At 66.8% G+C, this 19,452-nt stretch carries 14 protein-coding genes; 10 read left to right on the forward strand and 4 right to left on the reverse strand.

Going from position 1 to position 19,452, the window contains the following annotated elements; genetic code table 11:
- Positions 1-169: 169 nt before the first annotated feature.
- The 4 genes from BLS66_RS02270 (at position 170) to BLS66_RS02285 (ending at position 5,320) form a co-directional block, all read left to right on the forward strand.
- Positions 170-2,233 (forward strand): 3-hydroxyacyl-CoA dehydrogenase NAD-binding domain-containing protein, encoded by a 2,064-nt coding sequence (locus BLS66_RS02270; RefSeq protein ID WP_049466844.1) that lies wholly within the window; start codon positions 170-172, stop codon positions 2,231-2,233.
- A gap of 727 nt (positions 2,234-2,960) precedes the next feature.
- Positions 2,961-3,824: a pirin family protein gene (locus tag BLS66_RS02275; RefSeq protein WP_049427674.1), complete on the forward strand. Its 864-nt coding sequence runs from the start codon at positions 2,961-2,963 to the stop codon at positions 3,822-3,824.
- Positions 3,825-3,945: 121 nt separating this feature from the next.
- Positions 3,946-4,665 carry an aquaporin Z gene (gene aqpZ / locus BLS66_RS02280; RefSeq protein WP_057493448.1) on the forward strand — a complete coding sequence of 240 codons (720 nt, stop codon included), beginning with the start codon at positions 3,946-3,948 and terminating at the stop codon, positions 4,663-4,665.
- A 196-nt stretch (positions 4,666-4,861) separates the two neighbouring features.
- Positions 4,862-5,320 (forward strand): hypothetical protein, encoded by a 459-nt coding sequence (locus BLS66_RS02285; protein ID WP_049467474.1) that lies wholly within the window; start codon positions 4,862-4,864, stop codon positions 5,318-5,320.
- A 128-nt stretch (positions 5,321-5,448) separates the two neighbouring features.
- Here BLS66_RS02285 and BLS66_RS02290 read toward each other — a convergent pair whose 3' ends face one another.
- Complete coding sequence (locus BLS66_RS02290; RefSeq protein WP_049467476.1) at positions 5,449-6,300, reverse strand: pirin family protein; 852 nt, start codon at positions 6,298-6,300, stop codon at positions 5,449-5,451.
- 215 nt (positions 6,301-6,515) lie between these two features.
- Here BLS66_RS02290 and BLS66_RS02300 point away from each other — a divergent pair, with 215 nt between their 5' ends.
- Together BLS66_RS02300 and BLS66_RS02305 are read left to right on the forward strand one after the other, a co-directional pair.
- On the forward strand, positions 6,516-8,597 hold the full coding sequence (locus BLS66_RS02300) for a carbon starvation CstA family protein (RefSeq protein ID WP_074724983.1): 2,082 nt from the start codon (positions 6,516-6,518) through the stop codon (positions 8,595-8,597).
- On the forward strand, positions 8,597-8,821 hold the full coding sequence (locus BLS66_RS02305) for a YbdD/YjiX family protein (protein ID WP_049467479.1): 225 nt from the start codon (positions 8,597-8,599) through the stop codon (positions 8,819-8,821). The genes BLS66_RS02300 and BLS66_RS02305 overlap by 1 nt, the downstream gene beginning before the upstream one ends.
- Positions 8,822-9,024: 203 nt before the next feature.
- On the opposite strand, the gene BLS66_RS02310 is transcribed toward BLS66_RS02305, so the two are convergent.
- From BLS66_RS02310 to BLS66_RS02320, 3 genes are all read right to left on the reverse strand, one after another.
- Positions 9,025-10,275 (reverse strand): DUF819 family protein, encoded by a 1,251-nt coding sequence (locus BLS66_RS02310; RefSeq protein ID WP_057493449.1) that lies wholly within the window; start codon positions 10,273-10,275, stop codon positions 9,025-9,027.
- A 113-nt stretch (positions 10,276-10,388) separates the two neighbouring features.
- Entirely contained in the window at positions 10,389-11,675 is a 1,287-nt protein-coding gene (locus tag BLS66_RS02315; RefSeq protein WP_049467484.1) for a sensor histidine kinase, read from the reverse strand.
- Entirely contained in the window at positions 11,662-12,375 is a 714-nt protein-coding gene (locus BLS66_RS02320; RefSeq protein WP_053461045.1) for a response regulator transcription factor, read from the reverse strand. The genes BLS66_RS02315 and BLS66_RS02320 overlap by 14 nt, the downstream gene beginning before the upstream one ends.
- A 113-nt stretch (positions 12,376-12,488) precedes the next feature.
- Between BLS66_RS02320 and BLS66_RS02325 the strand changes: the two genes are divergently transcribed.
- From BLS66_RS02325 to BLS66_RS02340, 4 genes are all read left to right on the forward strand, one after another.
- Positions 12,489-14,210, forward strand: a complete 1,722-nt coding sequence (locus BLS66_RS02325; protein WP_414615309.1) for an ArnT family glycosyltransferase — start codon at positions 12,489-12,491, stop codon at positions 14,208-14,210.
- A gap of 111 nt (positions 14,211-14,321) precedes the next feature.
- Positions 14,322-15,089, forward strand: coding sequence for a phosphatase PAP2 family protein (locus tag BLS66_RS02330; RefSeq protein ID WP_074724985.1), 768 nt, complete (start codon positions 14,322-14,324; stop codon positions 15,087-15,089).
- Entirely contained in the window at positions 15,086-16,735 is a 1,650-nt protein-coding gene (locus BLS66_RS02335) for a phosphoethanolamine transferase (protein ID WP_074724986.1), read from the forward strand. The genes BLS66_RS02330 and BLS66_RS02335 overlap by 4 nt, the downstream gene beginning before the upstream one ends.
- A 688-nt stretch (positions 16,736-17,423) precedes the next feature.
- The gene (locus tag BLS66_RS02340; protein WP_074724987.1) at positions 17,424-19,388 is read left to right on the forward strand and encodes a M2 family metallopeptidase; all 1,965 of its coding nucleotides are present in this window, start codon (positions 17,424-17,426) and stop codon (positions 19,386-19,388) included.
- The last annotated feature ends 64 nt before the right edge of the window (positions 19,389-19,452 follow it).

Below are 19,452 nucleotides of genomic sequence, written 5' to 3' on the forward strand. Positions count from 1 at the left end.
CAGTCGCCGATCACCTGGCGCCGCACCAGCTTTTAACCACCGTTCCGTTAGCGTTCCGGTCCACGGCCATGGATCCGGGGACGCCACACCCCTGCTATTGGGATTTGACGCGGGGGAAACAACCTCTGGATCATAGCCGCTTCTCCATACACAACCGGATGGAACGTCCATGCTCTCAGGCTTCGATGGTCTCCGCTTCAGCCACTGGCACCCCGAGATCCGCGACGACGGCGTGGTGGTTCTCTCCCTGGATCGCCAGGACAGCAGCGTCAATGCGATGTCGCAGGACGTGCTGCTGGAACTGGGCGACCTGCTTGAGCGCATTGCCCTGGACCCGCCCAAGGGCGTGGTCATACAGTCGTTGAAGAAGGCCGGCTTCATTGCCGGTGCCGACCTGAAGGAGTTCCAGGAATTCGATCGGCGCGGCACCGTCAACGACGCGATCCGTCGCGGCCAGGCCACGTACCAGAAGCTGGCCGAGCTGCCCTGCCCTACGGTGGCGGCCATCCACGGCCACTGCCTGGGCGGCGGCACCGAGCTGGCGTTGGCCTGCCGCTACCGTGTGGCGTCCAATGACAGCAGCACCCGCATCGGCCTGCCGGAAACCCAGTTGGGCATCTTCCCCGGCTGGGGCGGCAGCGCGCGCCTGCCGCAGCTGGTGGGCGCTCCCGCAGCGATGGACATGATGTTGACCGGCCGTACCCTGTCGGCCTCGGCCGCGCGTGGCATCGGCCTGGTCGACAAGGTGGTGGCACCGGCAGTGGTGCTCGACACCGCCGTGGCGCTGGCCCTGTCCGGCACCACCCGCCCGTTCAAGCAGCGCGCCACCGCGTGGGCCACCAACACCTGGCTGGCGCGCACGCTGCTGGCCCCGCAGATGGTCAAGCAGGTCGCGCGCAAGGCGAAGAAGGACCAGTATCCGGCGCCGTATGCGCTGATCAGCACCTGGCAGCGCAGCGGCGGCAAGCCGATCCAGGCCCGCCTGGACGCCGAACGCCGTGCGGTGGTGAAGCTGGCGAGCACGCCGACCGCGCGCAACCTGATCCGCATCTTCTTCCTGACCGAACGCCTGAAGGGCCTGGGCGGCGGTGATTCCGGCATCCGCCACGTGCACGTGGTCGGTGCCGGCGTGATGGGCGGTGACATCGCCGCATGGGCCGCCTACAAGGGCTTCGAGGTGACCCTGCAGGACCGCGAGCAACGCTTCATCGACCCGGCCATGGAGCGCGCGCAGGCGCTGTTCGCCAAGAAGGTGCGCGATGAAAGCAAGCGCCCTGCCGTGGCCGCGCGCCTGCGCGCCGACCTGGAAGGCCACGGTGTGGCCGAGGCCGACCTGGTGATCGAAGCGATCATCGAGAACCCTGAGGCCAAGCGTGCGCTGTACCAGACGCTGGAACCGAAGATGAAGCTGGACGCGCTGCTGACCACCAACACCTCGTCGATTCCGTTGGTGGAACTGCGCGACCACATCCAGCGCCCGGCGCAGTTCGCTGGCCTGCACTACTTCAACCCGGTCGCGCAGATGCCGCTGGTGGAGATCATCCACCACGACGGCATGGCGCCGGAAACCGAGCGCCGCCTGGCCGCGTTCTGCAAGGCGCTGGGCAAGTTCCCGGTGCCGGTGGCCGGCAGCCCGGGCTTCCTGGTCAACCGCGTGCTGTTCCCGTACATGCTGGAAGCGGCCACCGCCTATGCCGAGGGCATTCCGGGCCCGGTGATCGACAGGGCTGCGGTGAAGTTCGGCATGCCGATGGGCCCGATCGAGCTGATCGACACGGTCGGCCTGGACGTGGCCGCCGGCGTCGGCCGCGAACTGGCGCCGTTCCTGGGCCTGCAGATCCCGGCCGCACTGCAGACGGTGGAACCGGACAAGCGCGGCAAGAAGGATGGCCAGGGCATCTACACCTGGGAGAACGGCAAGCCGAAGAAGCCTGACGTGGCCAGTGACTATCAGGCCCCGGCCGATCTGGAGGACCGCCTGATCCTGCCGCTGTTGAACGAAGCGGTGGCCTGCCTGCACGAGGGCGTGGTGGCCGACGCGGACCTGCTGGATGCTGGCGTGATCTTCGGTACTGGTTTCGCGCCGTTCCGCGGCGGTCCGATCCAGCACATCCGCGCGGTCGGTGCCGATGCGATCGTCGAGCGGCTGAAGGCGCTGCAGCAGCGCCACGGCGACCGCTTCGCCCCGCGCCCGGGCTGGGACAACCCCGCCCTGCGCGAACCGGTGGTCTGAGTTCATCGGCCGGGCCTGCGGACCGGCCCCCGCAGAGGCAACGTCAAGTTCCACAGCAGAAGCCAGAGCCAAAGCGGCTCTGGCTTTTCTGTTTGTTGGGCGGGGCGGTGTCGGGTTGCGGGGACGCCGTAAACCCGTCCTTGGGGGCTTGGCCGCGGCATCCATGCCGCGGACACCCCGCAACCCGACACCGCCCCACCCCTGACAGTTTCCCGGTGACGGTGGGTGAACTGCGATGGCTGTAGGTGTCGACCTTGTTCGGCACGGATCATTACGAACTGGTGGGTGTCGACCTTGGTCGACACCAGGAGCGAAGCGACCCGCGTTTGATTTTGATTTTCTTTTTTCTTCTCCGTGGCTGGACGCACACGGAAACTGTCAGAGGTCGGGCGGGTGGGTTGCGCAGGACCGTTGGCGCCATGGATGGCGCCATCGAGCCCCCATGGGTGAGGGCGCTTTGCTTGCGAAGCACTGCTTCGCAAGCGCCCGAACGCACAGCCGCCAGCGGCTGGGCCGGACCGCGGAGCGGGGTTTACGGCGTGTCCTGCGCAACCCACCCGCCCGGCCAAGCGCGGCTTTTGATCTTGCTTCCGCCTTCAGCGACCACCCCCACAGCCACGAGGGGCTGCGCCGTTGGCTGGAACAACCTGTTACCCATACGGGGAATGCCCCCGTCACAGCTGCATGCGATGCTGACCGCCTGATCCCTGCCAGCGAGAACGCCCGCATGACCACCATCATCGCCCCGCGCGTGCACGACATCGGCGGCCTGGAAGTCCGTCGCGCCGTCCCCACCCTGCAGGCGCGCAGCATCGGTTCGTTCGTGTTCGTCGACCAGATGGGTCCGGCACTGATGCACCCGGGCACCGCCATCGACGTGCGTCCGCACCCGCACATCGGCCTGGCCACCGTCACCTACCTGTGGTCGGGCGCGATCGGGCACCGCGACACGCTGGGCTCGGATCAGGTGATCCGCCCCGGTGACGTCAACTGGATGACCGCCGGCCGCGGCATCGCCCATTCCGAGCGGACGCCGCAACCGGACCGCGACCATGACAATCCGATCCACGGCATGCAGACCTGGGTCGCGCTGCCGAAGTCGCACGAGGAAATCGAGCCGGCGTTCTACCACCATGCCGCTGCCACCCTGCCCGAGCAGCGCCGCAACGGCGCCTGGCTGCGTGTGATCGCCGGCCGCGCCTACGGCGAGGAATCGCCGGTGAAGGTGTTCGCCGACACCCTCAACGTGGCCATCGATCTCGACCCCGATGCCGAAATCGATATCGACGACGGCCACCGCGAGCGCGCGCTGTACATCCTCGAAGGCGAGGCGCAGCTGGATGGCGTGGACATTCCTGCGCAGCACCTGGTGATTCCCGAGGCCGGCGCACGCGGCCGCCTGCGCGCGAAGACGCCGGTGAAGGCGATGCTGTTTGGCGGTGAGCCGCTGGATGGCCCACGCCACCTGTGGTGGAACTTCGTGTCCAGCTCGAAGGAGCGCATCGAGCAGGCCAAGCACGACTGGGAGGCCGGTCGCTTCGGCACCATCCCCGGCGACGACAAGGAATTCATCCCGCTGCCGCAGTACTGAACATCGCGTGTTGCACACATCCGAAGGTGTATCCCTGCACCCGGCGTTGACGCTACAGTCACCCGCTGATCACTGAAATGTGACATAAATCACACTTTAGACCGTCAAAGGAGTGCAACACATGAGCATGGGTAAACGCTTGTCCGCCGAATTCCTCGGCACGTTCTGGCTGGTTCTGGGGGGCTGTGGCAGTGCGGTGCTGGCCGCCAAGTTCGGTGGCGACGGCAATCCGCTGGGGATCGGCTTCCTGGGCGTGGCGCTGGCCTTCGGCCTGACCGTGGTGACCGGCGCCTATGCGTTCGGCCATATCTCCGGCGCGCACTTCAACCCGGCAGTCAGCGTCGGGCTGTGGGCCGGTGGTCGTTTCCCCACCAGGGATCTGGTGCCGTACATCATCGCCCAGGTTGCCGGCGGCCTGCTGGCCGGCTTCATCCTGCTGCAGATCGCCTCCGGCGCCAGTGGCTTCGCCATCGATGGCAGCCAGGCGGGTGCGTTCGCCAGCAATGGCTATGGCGCGCTGTCGCCCGGTGGATACAGCGTGGCAGCCGCCTTCCTGTGCGAAGTGGTGCTGACGGCGGTGTTCCTGATCGTGATCATGGGTTCCACCCACGGCAAGGCACCGGCCGGTTTCGCCCCGCTGGCCATCGGCCTGTCGCTGACCCTGATCCACCTGATCAGCATTCCGGTCACCAACACCTCGGTGAACCCGGCCCGCTCCACCGCCGTGGCCTTCTTTGCCGGCAGCGGCGCGGTCAGCCAGCTGTGGCTGTTCTGGGTCGCCCCCCTGCTGGGCGGCGCGATCGGCGGCCTGATCTACAAGTGGATCGGCAACGACCGCTGATCCATGAGGCACCCATTGCGGCCGCCCTGCGGCCGCAATGGTTACGTCTGTAACCGCGAATTGTGCGATTGCTCACGTTCCGTTAAGGTTGAGTTGACCATCCGTGCACATGCCGGAAGGGGCGGCATCCGGGGATGGGATGCCATGCCGCCGGGCCTGCTGGCGGAGCCAAACAACTCATCACCTTGGGGGATGCATGAAGTTCGTGCCTGTCATCTTGTCGAGCCTGTTGTTCGCCGCGGCCCAGGCCGCCGCGCAGGCACCGTCCGAATGTCCTTCGCTGCCGGCCAGCAGTGGCCTGCAGTGGCAGCAGCAGGTGCAGGCCGATTTCCTGGTCTGCCGCGCCAGCACCGCTGACGGTCGCGAAGTGCTGAGCCTGATGCTCAGCGCGCGTGATCCCGCCATTCCGTTGAACCGCTCGCTGCGCCAGGAAAAAGGCAGCTTCGGCGGTGAATCGCTGTACTGGTACCAGCCCGACCTGGGCGGCCAGCAACCGCCGGGTTACGCCGAACGGCGCATCAGCGTGGTCAAGATCGACAAAGGGCGTTACGCGCAGATTGCGCTGTATCCGGACAGCGCGCAGGAGCTGGGCTCACTGCAACAACTGGCGCAGGGCATGAGCCTGACGCCGTCGGCCGTGGCCGCCGGGCGCTGAAGGTGACGGGGATGACTGCCTGGCAGCATCCCCGCAATACACCTCGATCCGCAGGTAGTGCCGGCCGCTGGCCGGCAAACCCTTCGATCCTGATCAAAAGCAGTTGCCGGCCAGCGGCCGGCACTCCCTCAGAACCTGCCTTCCTGGAAATCGACGAAGGCCTGCATCAGTTCCTGCCGCGTGTTCATCACGAATGGGCCGTGCCGCATCACCGGCTCGCGCAACGGACGGCCGGCCACCAGGATCAGCCGCGCGCCTTCGCTGCCGGCCGACACGTGCAGCTGTTCGCCACCGCCCAGCACCGCCAGTTCCTGGCGCGCGACATCGCGGGCGGCATCCTGCTCGCCCACCGTCAGCGCACCTTCGAACACGTAGGCAAAAGCGTTGTGGCCCTCCGGCAGCGTGTAGGTCCAGGCGCGGTCGGGCGACAAGGTGATGTCGAGGTAGAGCGGCTCGGTGGCCGGCTGCACGATCGGGCCGCGGGTGCCATCGACCGTGCCGGCGATCACCTTCACTTCCACGCCGGCGGCCGGCTGCACCACGGGAATGCGCTCGGGCGCGAACTCCTGGTACTTCGGCGCGGTCATCTTCTCCTTCGCCGGCAGGTTCACCCACAGCTGGAAGCCGCGCATCTGCCCGCTTTCCTGCTCGGGCATCTCCGAGTGCACCAGGCCGCGGCCAGCGGTCATCCACTGCACGCTGCCCGGGGTCAGCAGGCCTTCGTTGCCGTGGTTGTCGCGATGCCGCATGCGTCCATCGAGCATGTAGGTAACGGTCTCGAAACCGCGATGCGGGTGTTCCGGGAAGCCGGCGATGTAGTCCTCGGCCCGGTCGGTGCCGAATTCATCGAGCAGCAGGAACGGGTCCAGGTCCGGCAGCGTCGGGCCGCCGATGACACGTGTCAGGCGCACGCCGGCACCGTCGGACGTGGGCATGCCACGGATGGTCCGCAGCACGCGGACCGGTTCGGGAAGGCTCATGGCGACTCCTGTTGGATGGATGCCGGTCAAGATGGACGCCACGCGGCCTTACGCCAATGGATGGCACCGCAACCGATTGTTCCATCCCTGATGTTCGCTGCACGTCAGCACCACCGTCGTACGACCAAAGTACTACCGCCGATTCGTCCTGTGCCAATTGACCCTGTCGAGGGCACGCGGGACTCTTTGACTGTCTTTCCGGGAGAGAGCACCTCATGAAAGGGTTTTCCAAACTGGGCTGGGCGGTACTCGCCCTGCTCGGCGCATTCTGTCTGGGCACCGTGGCCCTGCGCCGCGGCGAGCACATCAACGCACTGTGGATCGTGGTGGCCGCGGTCTCGCTGTACCTGGTCGCCTACCGCTTCTACAGCCTGTTCATCGCCAACAAGGTGATGCAGCTGGATCCGACCCGGGCCACCCCGGCGGTGATCAACAACGATGGCCTGGACTACGTGCCGACCAACAAGCACGTCCTGTTCGGCCACCACTTCGCCGCCATTGCCGGTGCTGGCCCGCTGGTCGGCCCGGTGCTGGCCGCGCAGATGGGCTACCTGCCCGGCCTGCTGTGGCTGGTGGTGGGCGTGGTGCTGGCCGGCGCAGTGCAGGACTTCATGGTGCTGTTCCTGTCCAGCCGTCGTAACGGCCGTTCGCTGGGCGACCTGGTGCGCGAAGAGATGGGCCAGGTGCCCGGCACCATCGCGCTGTTCGGCGCGTTCCTGATCATGATCATCATCCTGGCGGTGCTGGCGATGGTGGTGGTCAAGGCGTTGGCCGAAAGCCCGTGGGGCATGTTCACGGTGATCGCGACGATGCCCATCGCGATCCTGATGGGCGTGTACATGCGCTACATCCGCCCCGGCAGGATCGGCGAGATCTCGGTGGTCGGCCTGATCCTGCTGCTGGCCGCGATCTGGTACGGCGGCAAGGTCGCCGCCGACCCGGTGTGGGGCCCGGCGTTCACCTTCACCGGCACCCAGATCACCTGGATGCTGATCGGCTACGGCTTCGTCGCTTCGGTGCTGCCGGTGTGGCTGCTGCTGGCCCCGCGTGATTACCTGTCGACCTTCCTCAAGATCGGCACCATCATCGCGCTGGCCATCGGCATCCTGGTGGTCATGCCGGAACTGAAGATGCCGGCGCTGACCCAGTTCGCCGCCAGCGGCGATGGCCCGGTGTGGAAGGGCGGCATGTTCCCGTTCCTGTTCATCACCATCGCCTGCGGCGCGGTATCCGGTTTCCACGCGCTGATTTCCTCCGGCACCACGCCGAAGCTGCTGGCCAATGAAGCGCACATGCGCTACATCGGCTACGGCGGCATGCTGATGGAATCGTTCGTGGCGGTGATGGCACTGGTGGCGGCCTCGATCATCGATCCGGGCATCTACTTCGCGATGAACAGCCCGGCGGCGGTGATCGGTGCCGATGCGGCCTCGGCGGCGCACTACATCACCAACAACTGGGGCTTCACCATCACGCCCGAGCAATTGACCGCGACCGCGGCGGCGATCGGTGAACCGACCATCCTGCATCGTGCAGGTGGTGCGCCGACCCTGGCGGTGGGCATCGCGCAGATCCTGCACGAAGCGATACCCAGTGGCAGCGACGCGATGATGGCGTTCTGGTACCACTTCGCGATCCTGTTCGAAGCGCTGTTCATCCTGACCGCAGTGGATGCCGGCACCCGTGCGGGCCGCTTCATGCTGCAGGACCTGCTGGGCAACTTCGTGCCGGCCCTGAAGAAGACCGAGTCGTGGACCGCCAACATCATCGGTACCGCCGGCTGCGTGGCGCTGTGGGGCTACCTGCTCTACACCGGCGTGGTCGACCCGTTCGGCGGCATCCAGACCCTGTGGCCGCTGTTCGGCATCTCCAACCAGATGCTGGCCGGCATCGCGCTGATGCTGGGCACGGTGGTGCTGTTCAAGATGAAGCGTGACCGCTATGCCTGGGTCACCGCGGTACCGGCAGTGTGGCTGCTGATCTGCACCACCTACGCCGGCTTCATCAAGATCTTCGACAGCAACCCGGCGCAGGGCTTCCTCGCGCAGGCACACAAGTTCCAGGCGGCGCTCGCCAGCGACACCATCACGGCACCGGCCAAGTCGGTGGCGCAGATGAAGCAGATCGTGGTCAACGCCTACGTCAACACCGGCCTGACCGCGCTGTTCCTGCTGGTGGTGGGTGCGGTGCTGGTGTATTCGATCAAGACCATCCTGGCGGCACGCCGCAATCCGCAGCGCAGCGACCGCGAGACCCCGTACGTGGCACTGAAGCCGCATGAAATGGTGGACCTGTGATGAGCACGCAACTGGTTCCCGTGGGGCAGTACCAGGCGCACCGCCGCATCTGGCGGCGCCTGGTGCAGACCGCACGGCTGTGCTGTGGCATTCCCGATTACGACAACTACGTCCGGCACATGCTGGAAAAGCACCCGGACCAGGAGCCGATGGACTACAAGACGTTCTTCCGCGAGCGTCAGGAAGCGCGCTACGGCGGACGCAACGGTGGCCGCTGCTGTTGAGGAGTGAGGTGGGTACCGGGCTTGCAGCCCGGCCCCCACCTTCGACAGATTTCCGGTGACGGCGAGAAGCATCAGGGGTCAGATCCGTTTCCTCCGGGAAACGGATCTGACCCCTTCTTTGTTCATGGGTCTCGATGAAGTGCATCCACGCATGGCGTGGATCTACCCCCGGTCGCGGGAAAGCGCAGCCAGGGCCGCCTCACTCAGCCGTTGGCCATCCACTTCAGGATCAGGCCGGTGACATACGCCAGCCCGGTACCGGTGGCATAGCCCACGGTACCCAGCAGCACGCCCACCGGCGCCAGCGTCGGATGGAACGCCGCTGCGACCACGGGGGCCGAGGCGGCCGCGCCGATGTTGCCCTGCGAACCGATCGCAAAGAAGAACAGCGGCGCGCGCAGCAGCTTGGCTACGCCCCACAGCACCAGCACGTGCGTGGCCATCCAGATCGCGCCGAGCAGGAACAGCCACGGCCGATCCAGCAGCGACAGCAGGTTCATCTGCATGCCGATGCAGGCGATCAGGAAGTACAGGAACACCGTGCCCAGTCGCGAAGCGCCTGCTGCTTCCAGCCGGCGCGCACGGGTGAAGCTCAAGCCCAGGCCCATCGCCGTGGACAGCAGGATCACCCACACGAACTGGCTGTCCAGGCTGAACTGGCTGGCCCAGCTGACGTTGGCCTTGAACCAGCCCGACAGCGGTGCGGCGATGGCGTGGGCCAGGCCGACGCCCCCCAGTGCCACGCCGACGATCACCATCAGGTCGGTCATGCTGGGAATGCGCGCGTTCTGTGCCTCGTAGGCGCTGATCCGTGCCTTCATCTCGTCGATGGCGCGGGTATCGGCCCCGTTGCGGGTGTCGATCTGCTGCGCGCGGTTGGCCAGGAACAGCAGGATCGCCATCCACAGGCTGGCACAGGCCACGTCGACCACGGCGAACTGGCCGAAGGTAGTGGCGTCGGTGCCGAACACCTCGCGCATGGCCACCATGTTGGCGCCCCCCCCGATCCAGCTGCCGGCCAGCGCGGCCATGCCGGCCCAGGTATCACCGGCCACGGTTTCCGGGTGGATCAGCTTCATCAGCTGGAACGAGACGATCGCACCGAGCATGATGCCGGCCGTACCGGCGCAGAACACGATCAGCAGTTTCGGGCCGAGCTTGGCGATGCCTTTCAGGTCGATCGACAGCGTCAGCAGGACCAGCGCGGCCGGCAGCAGCACGTCACGCGCGACCGGGTTGTACAGCGAGGTGTTGTGGCCATCGATGACACCGGCGGTGTTGTAGATGGCGGGGATGAAGTAGCACAGCAGCAGGGCCGGCACCCAGGCGAAGATCTTCTTCAGCAGCGGCGTCGGACCACTGGCGGCCCAGAAGATCAGGGCCAGGGTGGCGGCAATCAGGCCCAGTCCAACGATGTCGTTGCTGATCAGGGCAGGAGCGGGTTCGGTCGGCATGCGATCCTCTGTCGATCGAAAGAGCGGAAAAAAAAAGCGCCGCATAAAGCGGCGCAGGTTGAGATTAACATTGTCTTCACGCCGGGTCATGCGGCAGTGCGCAGCGGGCGGGATCAGGCGGGGCGCGAAGCGCCGAAGTCCAGGGTGACGCGCGTCCCGCGCGGTTCGCAGGGGTGCAGCTGCAGGGTCCAGCCCAGGTGTTCGCACAAGCGCGCAATCAGGTCCAGCCCGATACCGCCGCCACGATCGGCGCGTCCGCCACGGGCCATGCGCGCGTGGATGGCAGCGATTTCCTCCGGGCTCATGCCATGGCCCGGGTCCTGCAGGGTCAGCACCGCCGACGGACTCAGCTGCAGTTCGATATGGCCGCGACCGCTGTTCTCGATGGCATTGCGCAGCAGGTTGCCGATCGCCGCCTGCACCACCGCCATCGGCGCGACGATATCCACCGGCGCGGCCTGGATGCCGATGCTCAGGTCCTTGTCGCCGAGCAGGTGGCGATGGTCGTCGACGATTTCCGGCAGCAGCTGGTCCAGCGCGATACGCTCGGCACGCGCGGCCAGGCGCGCCGGGTCACGTGCCAGCACCAGCAGCAGCTCGATCAGCTGCTCCACGCTCTGCGCGGTGCGCAGCACCCGCTGCATCTGCTGGCGGGCGCGCTCGGGCAGGCCCGGTTGCTCCAGTGCCAGTTCGGCGGCACCGGTCATCACCGCGATCGGCGTGCGCAGTTCGTGGCTGGCGGTGCTGATGAAGACCCGCTCGCGCTCGACGAACTGCTCGTTGCGGTCAAGGTAATCGTTCAACGCATCGGCGATGGTGTGCAGCTCGGAACTGCCGCGCGGGTCGACCTCGATACGCTGGCCCTGCACCCCTGGGCGCAGGGCGCCGATGTGCTGGGCCAGCAGGCTCAGCGGGCGCACCATGCGCTCCATGCCGAACGACGCCATCAACACGGTGACGAAGATCATGATCACCCCGGCCAGCATCACCCAGCGCGTGGCGAACTGCTCCAGGTCGTGGAAGTCGGAGATGTCCAGCGCCAGCGCCACCCGCCCCATCGAGCCGGTGTCGCGCACCATCACTGCGGTCTGCCGGTCCTTGATCGGCACGCCGTCGTGCAGCCCCGGGTGCAGCGTGCGCACGCTCTCGGGCATGTTGCCCTCGTCGAAGCGGAACAGGCTGAGCGTGTCCGAGTCCTGCCAGCGGTAATGGGGCTCGTGCTCGGTGTGGTCGACAATGCTGTCCAGTTCGGAATTGAGCAGTGCGCGCCAGGCCGCATGCTCGGCGTGCTCGTGCACGTAGTTGCCAACGCTGAACACGGCGATCGACAGCAGGGCCAGATAGCCCAGCAACCACCACACCACGCGCCGGTACAGCGGGCCCGGCTTACGCGCCTTCATCATCGTCCTTGCCTGCATCACTGGCGGCGGTCACCGCCAGGCGATAACCGACCCGCGGCAGGGTGTGGATCAGCTTGTCGGCGAACGGGCCGTCGACGCTGCGCCGCAGCTCGTAGACATGTGAGCGCAGCAGATCGCCATCGGGTGGCTCGTCGCCCCACAGGGCGAACTCCAGCTGCTGGCGGGTCACCGCGCCCGGGCTGGCCCGCATCAGCACCTCCAGCAGCTTGCGGCAGGCCGGGTACAGATGCAGCACCTGGCCGCCACGCTGGGCCTCCAGGGTCGCCAGGTCCAGCACCAGGTCGCCGACCTGCAGGCGCTTGCGCGGATTGCGGCCCTGCGCACGCGTCAGCAGTGCCTCCAGCCGCACCTCCAGTTCGGGGAGGGCGAATGGCTTGGTGAGGTAATCGTCGGCCCCCGCGCGGAAGCCGGTGATCTTGTCCGGCAGCTCGTCGCGCGCGGTCAGCATGATCACCGGCACCTCTGAAGCATGCTCGGCGCGCAGGCGGCGCAGCACCTCCGGCCCCTCCATGCGCGGCAGCATCCAGTCCAGGATCACCGCGTCGTAGGGGTGGCTGCCGGCCAGGTGCAGGCCGGTGATGCCGTCCGGGGCCACGTCGAGCACGTGCCCGCGCGACTCGAAGTAGTCGAACAGGTTGGCCACCAGCTGGCGGTTGTCCTCGATCACCAACAGACGCATGCACGAAAGATCCACGGAAGTTCGTACCATGGTAGCGCTGACCATGTCGGAATGCGGTCGCCGTGCGCCCGCTCCGACGCCTTTCCTACCCCTGCCACGTCAGAGTGGCCGTTTTGCTCCCGGAGCCTGCCGTGCCCGTAGCCCTGCCCCGCCATTGGCGCCTGCCCCTGTTGTGGCTGCTGATCATCGCTGCGTTGGCCGCCGGCATCGGCCTGCGCCAGCCGCAGCCGCCGGACGAGCCGCGCTTCGTGCTGGCGGCCCGCACCATGGTCGAAAGCGGGGAATGGCTGCTGCCGCACCGGGGCGTGGAGCTGTACGCGGAGAAGCCGCCGGTCTTCATGTGGCTGCAGGCGGCCGCCTACGAACTGGTCGGCAGCTGGCAGTGGTCGTTCCTGCTGCCGTCGCTGCTGGGCGCCCTGCTCAGCCTGTGGCTGGTTTCGGACCTGGCACGGCGGCTGTGGTCACCCCGGCATTCCCTGTATGCCTTGGCGGCGCTGTTCTGCACCCTGCAGTTTGGCCTGATGGCCAAGCGCGCGCAGATCGACATGGTGCTGGTGGGCATGACCACGGTGGCCCTGTGGGGCCTGATGCGCCACCTGTGCGAGCGCCGCAACCTGCCCGCACTGTGGCTGGCCGGCTTCGCGGCGGGCCTGGGCACGGTGACCAAGGGTGTGGGTTTCCTGCCGCTGCTGATGGTGCTGCCGTGGTTCGGCTGGTGGCTGTACCAGCGTCGCCGCGGCCACCGGGTGGACGGTCCGCACCCGGCAACGCTGCTGTGGCTGATCCCGGCCTTCCTGCTCGGCGTGGCGGTATGGCTCGCCCCGCTGGGCTGGGCCCTGTTGCATGAGCCCAGTGCGGCCCTGCAGTCGTATGCCCACGAACTGTTGTTCAAGCAGACCGGAACGCGCTATGCCAACGCCTGGCACCACCGCCAACCGGCCTGGTATTACCTGCAGGTGATCCTCACGCTGTGGCTGCCGGGCAGCCTGCTGCTGCCGATGCTGTTCAAGCCTTGGTGGCGCCGCATCCGCCGTGGCGACCGTCGCCAGTGGCTGCTGCTGGGCTGGGCCGTTCTGGTGCTGGTGTTCTTCAGCGCCAGCCCGGGCAAGCGCGAGGTCTATGTACTGCCGATGCTGCCGGCAATGGCGCTGGCGGTGGCCCCGTTGTTGCCAGGGCTGCTGCGCCGGTTGTGCGTGCGGCGCTACCTGTTCGGCTACAGCGTCGTGCTGATGCTGGCCACCGGCGTGCTCGGCGTGCTTCTGCTGACCGAACACCCCTGGGCCCTTGCGCAGCTTGAGCGCCGGGCAATGCCGGATACGCTGCTGCCGGTGCTCGGCGATGGCCTGCTGACTTTCGCCATCGCCCTGGCCACGCTGATCGTGTGGCTGCGGGTGCGCCGTGCGGCAACCCTGGTGCTGTTGGCCCACGGCATGCTGTGGATGCTCTACGGCCTGGTGCTGATCCCGGCGCTGGACCCGTACGCGTCGGCGTCCGCGGTGATGCGCCGGGTGGGCGCGAGGATCGGCCCCGATGCAGAGCTGGCGCTGGTCGCCTGGCGTGAACAGAACCTGCTGCAGGCCGACCGCCCGGTGCGCGAGTTCGGCTTCAAGCGGCCCTGGGCCGAGCAGTGGCACGATGCCGGCCCCTGGCTGGCCGAGGCGCCGGACACGCGCTGGTTGCTGGTGCTGGACGAGGCAATGAGTCCCTGCGTGGACCCGGCCAAGGTGATCGATATCGGCATCGCCAACAGGAATCGTTGGCAACTGCTTCCCGGCTCCGCATGGAACCCGGAATGCCACGCCGAGCGGACAGGATCGACCGCAGACGAAGACTGAACGTTGACATGCACCGGGGAATCATTAACCCGGCGCGAACGAGCGTCCGACCCTTCTCCGACATCAAGGTGACGAGCATGACTGCGGATTCCCGAACCGCCTTCCCTCAGCATGCCCGTTCGTCCCATTGATGCGGTTGCGCCGCCTGCGACATCGCCACTGGCGTCAAGATTCGCCGTAACTCACTTCTGGCTGCCTGTCGCGATCGGTCTGCCCCTGTTTACGCTGCTGATGGGTTTCGGCGGGGATCAATGGGTGGCCGATCACCTGTTCCGCCTTGAAGGTGGCCACTGGGCGTTGCAGGACGCCTGGGTCACCCGCACGGTGGTGCACAAGGCCGGCAAATGGCTGAGCACGTCGGCGGCGCTGGTCGCGATCCTGTTGTGCGTGCACCACTGGCGCAAGGGAGGCGATCGCACCCTGCGATGGGCGCTGCTTTATGTCGTAATTGCCATGGCGCTGGGGACGGGCGTGATCTCCCTGCTGAAGGCCCTGGTGCCGATGGAATGTCCCTGGGACCTGCTGCGCTACGGTGGCCATCAGCCCTATATCGGCCTTTTCACGCAGCGCCCGGCCGGGATGGCCGCCCAGGCGTGCTTCCCTGCCGGCCACGCCAGCGCGGGCTATGCGTGGCTGTGCCTGTACTATTTCGCCCTGCTGTGGCGCCCGTCGTGGCGCTGGGCTGGGTTGTGGATCGGCCTCGGCACCGGCCTGGTGTTCGGCATCAGCCAGCAGCTCCGGGGGGCGCATTTCCTTTCGCATGACGTTGCCACTGCATTGATTTGTTGGCTGCTTTCGCTGGGCCTGTACCTGATCGTCAAAGGCATCCTGATCCGCCATCCGCTGGACCGTCCCAACCGCCAGGAGGCAAACGCATGAGTGCATCGGTCCAACGCCCCGCCCGCCCGTCTGCGCTGGCGGGTCTTCGCCACTGGCGGCCACAGCTGTCCACCGAAGCACTGATCGCGTTCACCAGCCTGTTCTTCGCGGTGGCCGGCAACGGCCTGTTCTGGCACAGCGCGATGGCCAGCCATCCGGGCAGCCTGCGCTACGCGCTGTCGCTGCTGCTGTTGCTGCTGGGTGCGCACGGCGTGCTGCTCGGCATCCTGGTCTGGCGCTGGAATGCCAAGGTGGTGATCAGCCTGCTGCTGCTGGTGACCGCGTTCGCCGCGCATTACATGGGCCGCTACCACATCTACCTGGATGCGGACATGCTGCGCAACGTGCTGGCGACCGACCCCAAGGAAAGCCGCGAGCTGATGACCGTGTCGCTGATATGGCCGGTACTGCTGCTGGCGGTGCTGCCGATGCTGGTGCTGTGGCGCGTGCAGCTGCGCCGGCGCAGCTGGGGCCGCAGCCTGCTGTGGCGGCTGGGCTTCCTTGCAGTAGCCGCAGTGGCCGCCGTCGGCGGCGCGTTGATCTCGTTCCAGGATGTCTCGGCACTGATGCGCAACCAGCGCGAAGTGCGTTACCTCGCCACGCCCGCCAATGTGCTGCTGGGCATGCCGCGTGCACTGCGTGGCGACAACCCGGTGCAGCGCGCACCGAAGTTGCCGATCGGAACCGATGCCAAGGCCACGCCGCGGGCGCCGGCCAGCAAGCCGCGCCTGCTGGTGATCGTCATGGGCGAAACCGTGCGCGCGCAGAACTGGGGACTCAATGGCGGCCGCAACACCACCCCGGAACTGGCGCAGGCCAGCGTGATCAATTTCCCGGACATGCATTCGTGTGGCACCAGCACCGAGGTTTCGCTGCCGTGCCTGTTCTCGCCGTGGGGGCGCCACGATTACGACGAGAAGAAGATCCGCGCACACCAGTCGCTGCTGCACGTGTTGAACCGCGCCGGCATCGCGCCGTTGTGGCGTGACAACCAGTCCGGCTGCAAGGGCGTGTGCGAGGGCCTGGACTTCCAGTCGCTGTCCGATGCCACCACGCCGGGCCTGTGCGCCGACGGGCGCTGCATGGACGAGATCCTGCTGCAGGACCTGGCCACCCAGGTACGGGCCAGGCCCGGCGACCGGGTGGTGGTGCTGCACCAGCTGGGCAACCACGGACCGGCCTACTTCGAGCGCTATCCGCCTGCATTCCGTCGCTTCACCCCGACCTGCGATACCCGTGACATCGGCCGCTGCTCGCGCGAAGAGATCACCAACAGCTACGACAATGCCGTGCTGTACACGGATCACTTCCTGACCAAGACCATCGGCACGCTGCAGGGCATGCAGGACTACGACACGGCGATGATCTACCTGTCCGACCATGGCGAGTCGCTGGGCGAGAAGGGCCTGTTCCTGCACGGCGTGCCCTACGCCATCGCCCCGGCCGAACAGACCCGGGTACCGATGACGATGTGGTTCTCCCCGGGTTTTGCCAGCAGCCGCGGGTTGGACCTGCAATGCGTGCGCAAGCGTTCGGCGGCCTATACCGACCACGACAACCTGTTCCCGTCGGTGCTGGGCCTGATGCAGGTGAAGACCTCGCTGTACGAGCGCGACCGCGACGTGTTCGCCAGCTGCGAAGGTTGAGGGGTGTCCGGCAGGGCTTGCAGCCCTGCACCCGCGGTAGTGCCGGCCGCTGGCCGGCAGCCTCGACAGCAACAGCAGAAGCGGGTTTCCTGAGGGATGGCGGGGTGGGTCCGGTGGCGGGAGACGCCGTAAACCCATCCTTGGGGGCTTGGCCGCGGCATCCATGCCGCGGACACTCCCGCCACCGGACCCACCCCGCCTTCGACAGTTTTCCGCGATCTGTTGGACATGCCGATGGGGTCGGATCCGTTTTCCGTAGGAAAACGGATCCGACCCCATTTTGATTGTCGATATCTGACAGATGTGTCGACCAAGGTCGACACCTACCGACAGCACACGGAATCTGTCAGAGGCGGGGCGGTGTCGGAGTGCGGGGTGTCAGCCGCATGGGCCCGAGGCATGCCTCGGGCGGGTTGGGCAGGACGCCCAACCCCGGTCTTGCCGTGTGCGCAGGAAAGCGCACACGAGCAAGCGGCTGCCAAGCCTACACGGACGTACTTGCGGCGTCCCCGCACTCCGACACCGCCCCGCCAAACCAAGAATAGTCCGCTGTTGCTGTTGCTTCTGCCTTTGCCCTTGCTTGAAGGCCTCTGCGGGTGCCGGGCGCCGCCCGGCCGACTTCCGCCACTTGCGGTGGCAGCGGCTGCCCACTAGCCTTCGGCCGTCGTTCACCACCCAAGGATCGCCCGTGAAACACCGTCATCTCCTGCTGGCCTCGGCAATCGCCGTTGCCACGCTGGCCCTGGCTGCCTGCAAGAAGGAAGCTGCCCCAGGCACCGATACCGCCGGCAGCAGCGCCCCGGCCGGCGAAACCGCCGACCAGTTCGTGGCCCGCATCAATGCCGAGTTCAAGGCCGCCTACCCGGAGATGACCTCGGCGCAGTGGTTGTCCTCCACCTACATCAACAGTGATTCCGAGCGCATCGCGGCCAAGGCCAACGAGCGCTCGCTGACCCAACTCAACAGCTGGATCGAACAGGCTGCGAAGTTCGACGGCCAGCCGATGAGCGAGGACAGCAAGCGCGCGATCCACCTGCTGAAGCTGATGTCCTCGATGCCGGCGCCGCGCGATCCGGCCAAGCTGGCCGAGCTGACCCAGATCGCCACCCGCATGGAAGGCAGCTACGGTGCGGGCAAGTACTGCACCGACGCCAACGATCCCAACTCCTGCCGCCAGCTGGGCGAGCTGGAGCAGGTGCTGGCGCGCAGCCGCGACTACGACAAGCAGCTCGACGCCTGGCAGGGCTGGCACAGCACCACCAAGGCCATGCGCGGCGACTACCAGAAGTTCGTCGGCCTGGTGAACGAAGGCGCCAAGGGCATGGGCTTCACCGATGCCGGCCAGATGTGGCGCAGCGGCTATGACATGCCACCGGAGCAGATCGGCCCGGAAACCGATCGCCTGTGGGAACAGGTCAAGCCGATGTACGAGCAGCTGCACTGCTACGCGCGCGGCAAGCTGGACAAGACCTATGGCAAGGACAAGGCCGAAGTGGGCAACGGCCTGATCGCCGCGCACCTGCTGGGCAACATGTGGCAGCAGGACTGGTCGAACCTGTGGGACCAGCTGGAACCGTACCCCGGCGCCGGCAGCCTGGACATCACCGCGGCACTGGAGAAGCAGTACCAGACCAACCTGAGCGCGGCGCTGGCCAAGGCCGGCAAGGACGCCAACGTCGCCGCGCAGTACAAGGCGCAGCGCGAGGCCGAACTGCGTACCGCCAGGCAGATGACCGAACGCGCGCAGGACTTCTACGTGTCGCTGGGCATGCCGTCGCTGCCGCAGTCGTACTGGGAGCGCACCCAGTTCATCAAGCCCGATGACCGCGACGTGGTCTGCCACGCCAGCGCCTGGGACATGAACATGGAAGGCGACGTGCGCACCAAGATGTGCATCAAGCCGAACGAAGAGAACTTCACCACCATCTACCACGAGCTGGGCCACATCTATTACGACCTGGCCTACAACCCGCTGCCGCCGCTGTTCCAGGGCGGTGCCAACGATGGCTTCCACGAAGCGATCGGCGACACCATCGTGCTGGCGATGACGCCCAAGTACCTCAGCTCGATCGGCCTGGTCGATGCGCCGACCGAAAGCCGCGAAGCGGTCATCAACAACCAGATGCGCATGGCGCTGTCGGGCGTGTCGTTCCTGCCGTTCGGGCTGATGATCGACCGCTGGCGCTGGGGCGTGTTCGATGGCTCGATCACCGCCGACAACTACAACAAGGCGTGGTGGGACCTGAAGGCCAAGTACCAGGGCGTGGCCCCGGCCAGCACCCGTGGCGAAGAATTCTTCGACCCGGGCGCGAAGTACCACGTGCCGGGCAACACCCCCTACACCCGCTACTTCCTGGCGCGCATCCTGCAGTTCCAGTTCTACAAGGGCCTGTGCGATGCGGCCGGCTACAAGGGCCCGCTGCATGAGTGCACCTTCTACGGCAACAAGGAAGCCGGCCAGAAGTATTGGGCGATGCTGAGCAAGGGTGCCAGCCAGCCGTGGCAGGCCACGCTGAAGGAGCTGACCGGCACCGACAAGCTCGATGCCGGCCCGATGATCGAGTACTTCACCCCGGTCAACGAGTGGCTCAAGCAGCAGAACGAAGGCCAGATGTGCGGCTGGCAGGCCAACGCGGCCCCGGCGGCGAAATGAGAAGAGGGGCGGATCCGCGAGGATCCGCCCCTTTCTGGTCGTGCCGGCCGCTGGCCGGCAACTG

The sequence above is a fragment of the Stenotrophomonas pavanii genome (genome assembly GCF_900101175.1).
GTDB lineage: Bacteria > Pseudomonadota > Gammaproteobacteria > Xanthomonadales > Xanthomonadaceae > Stenotrophomonas > Stenotrophomonas pavanii.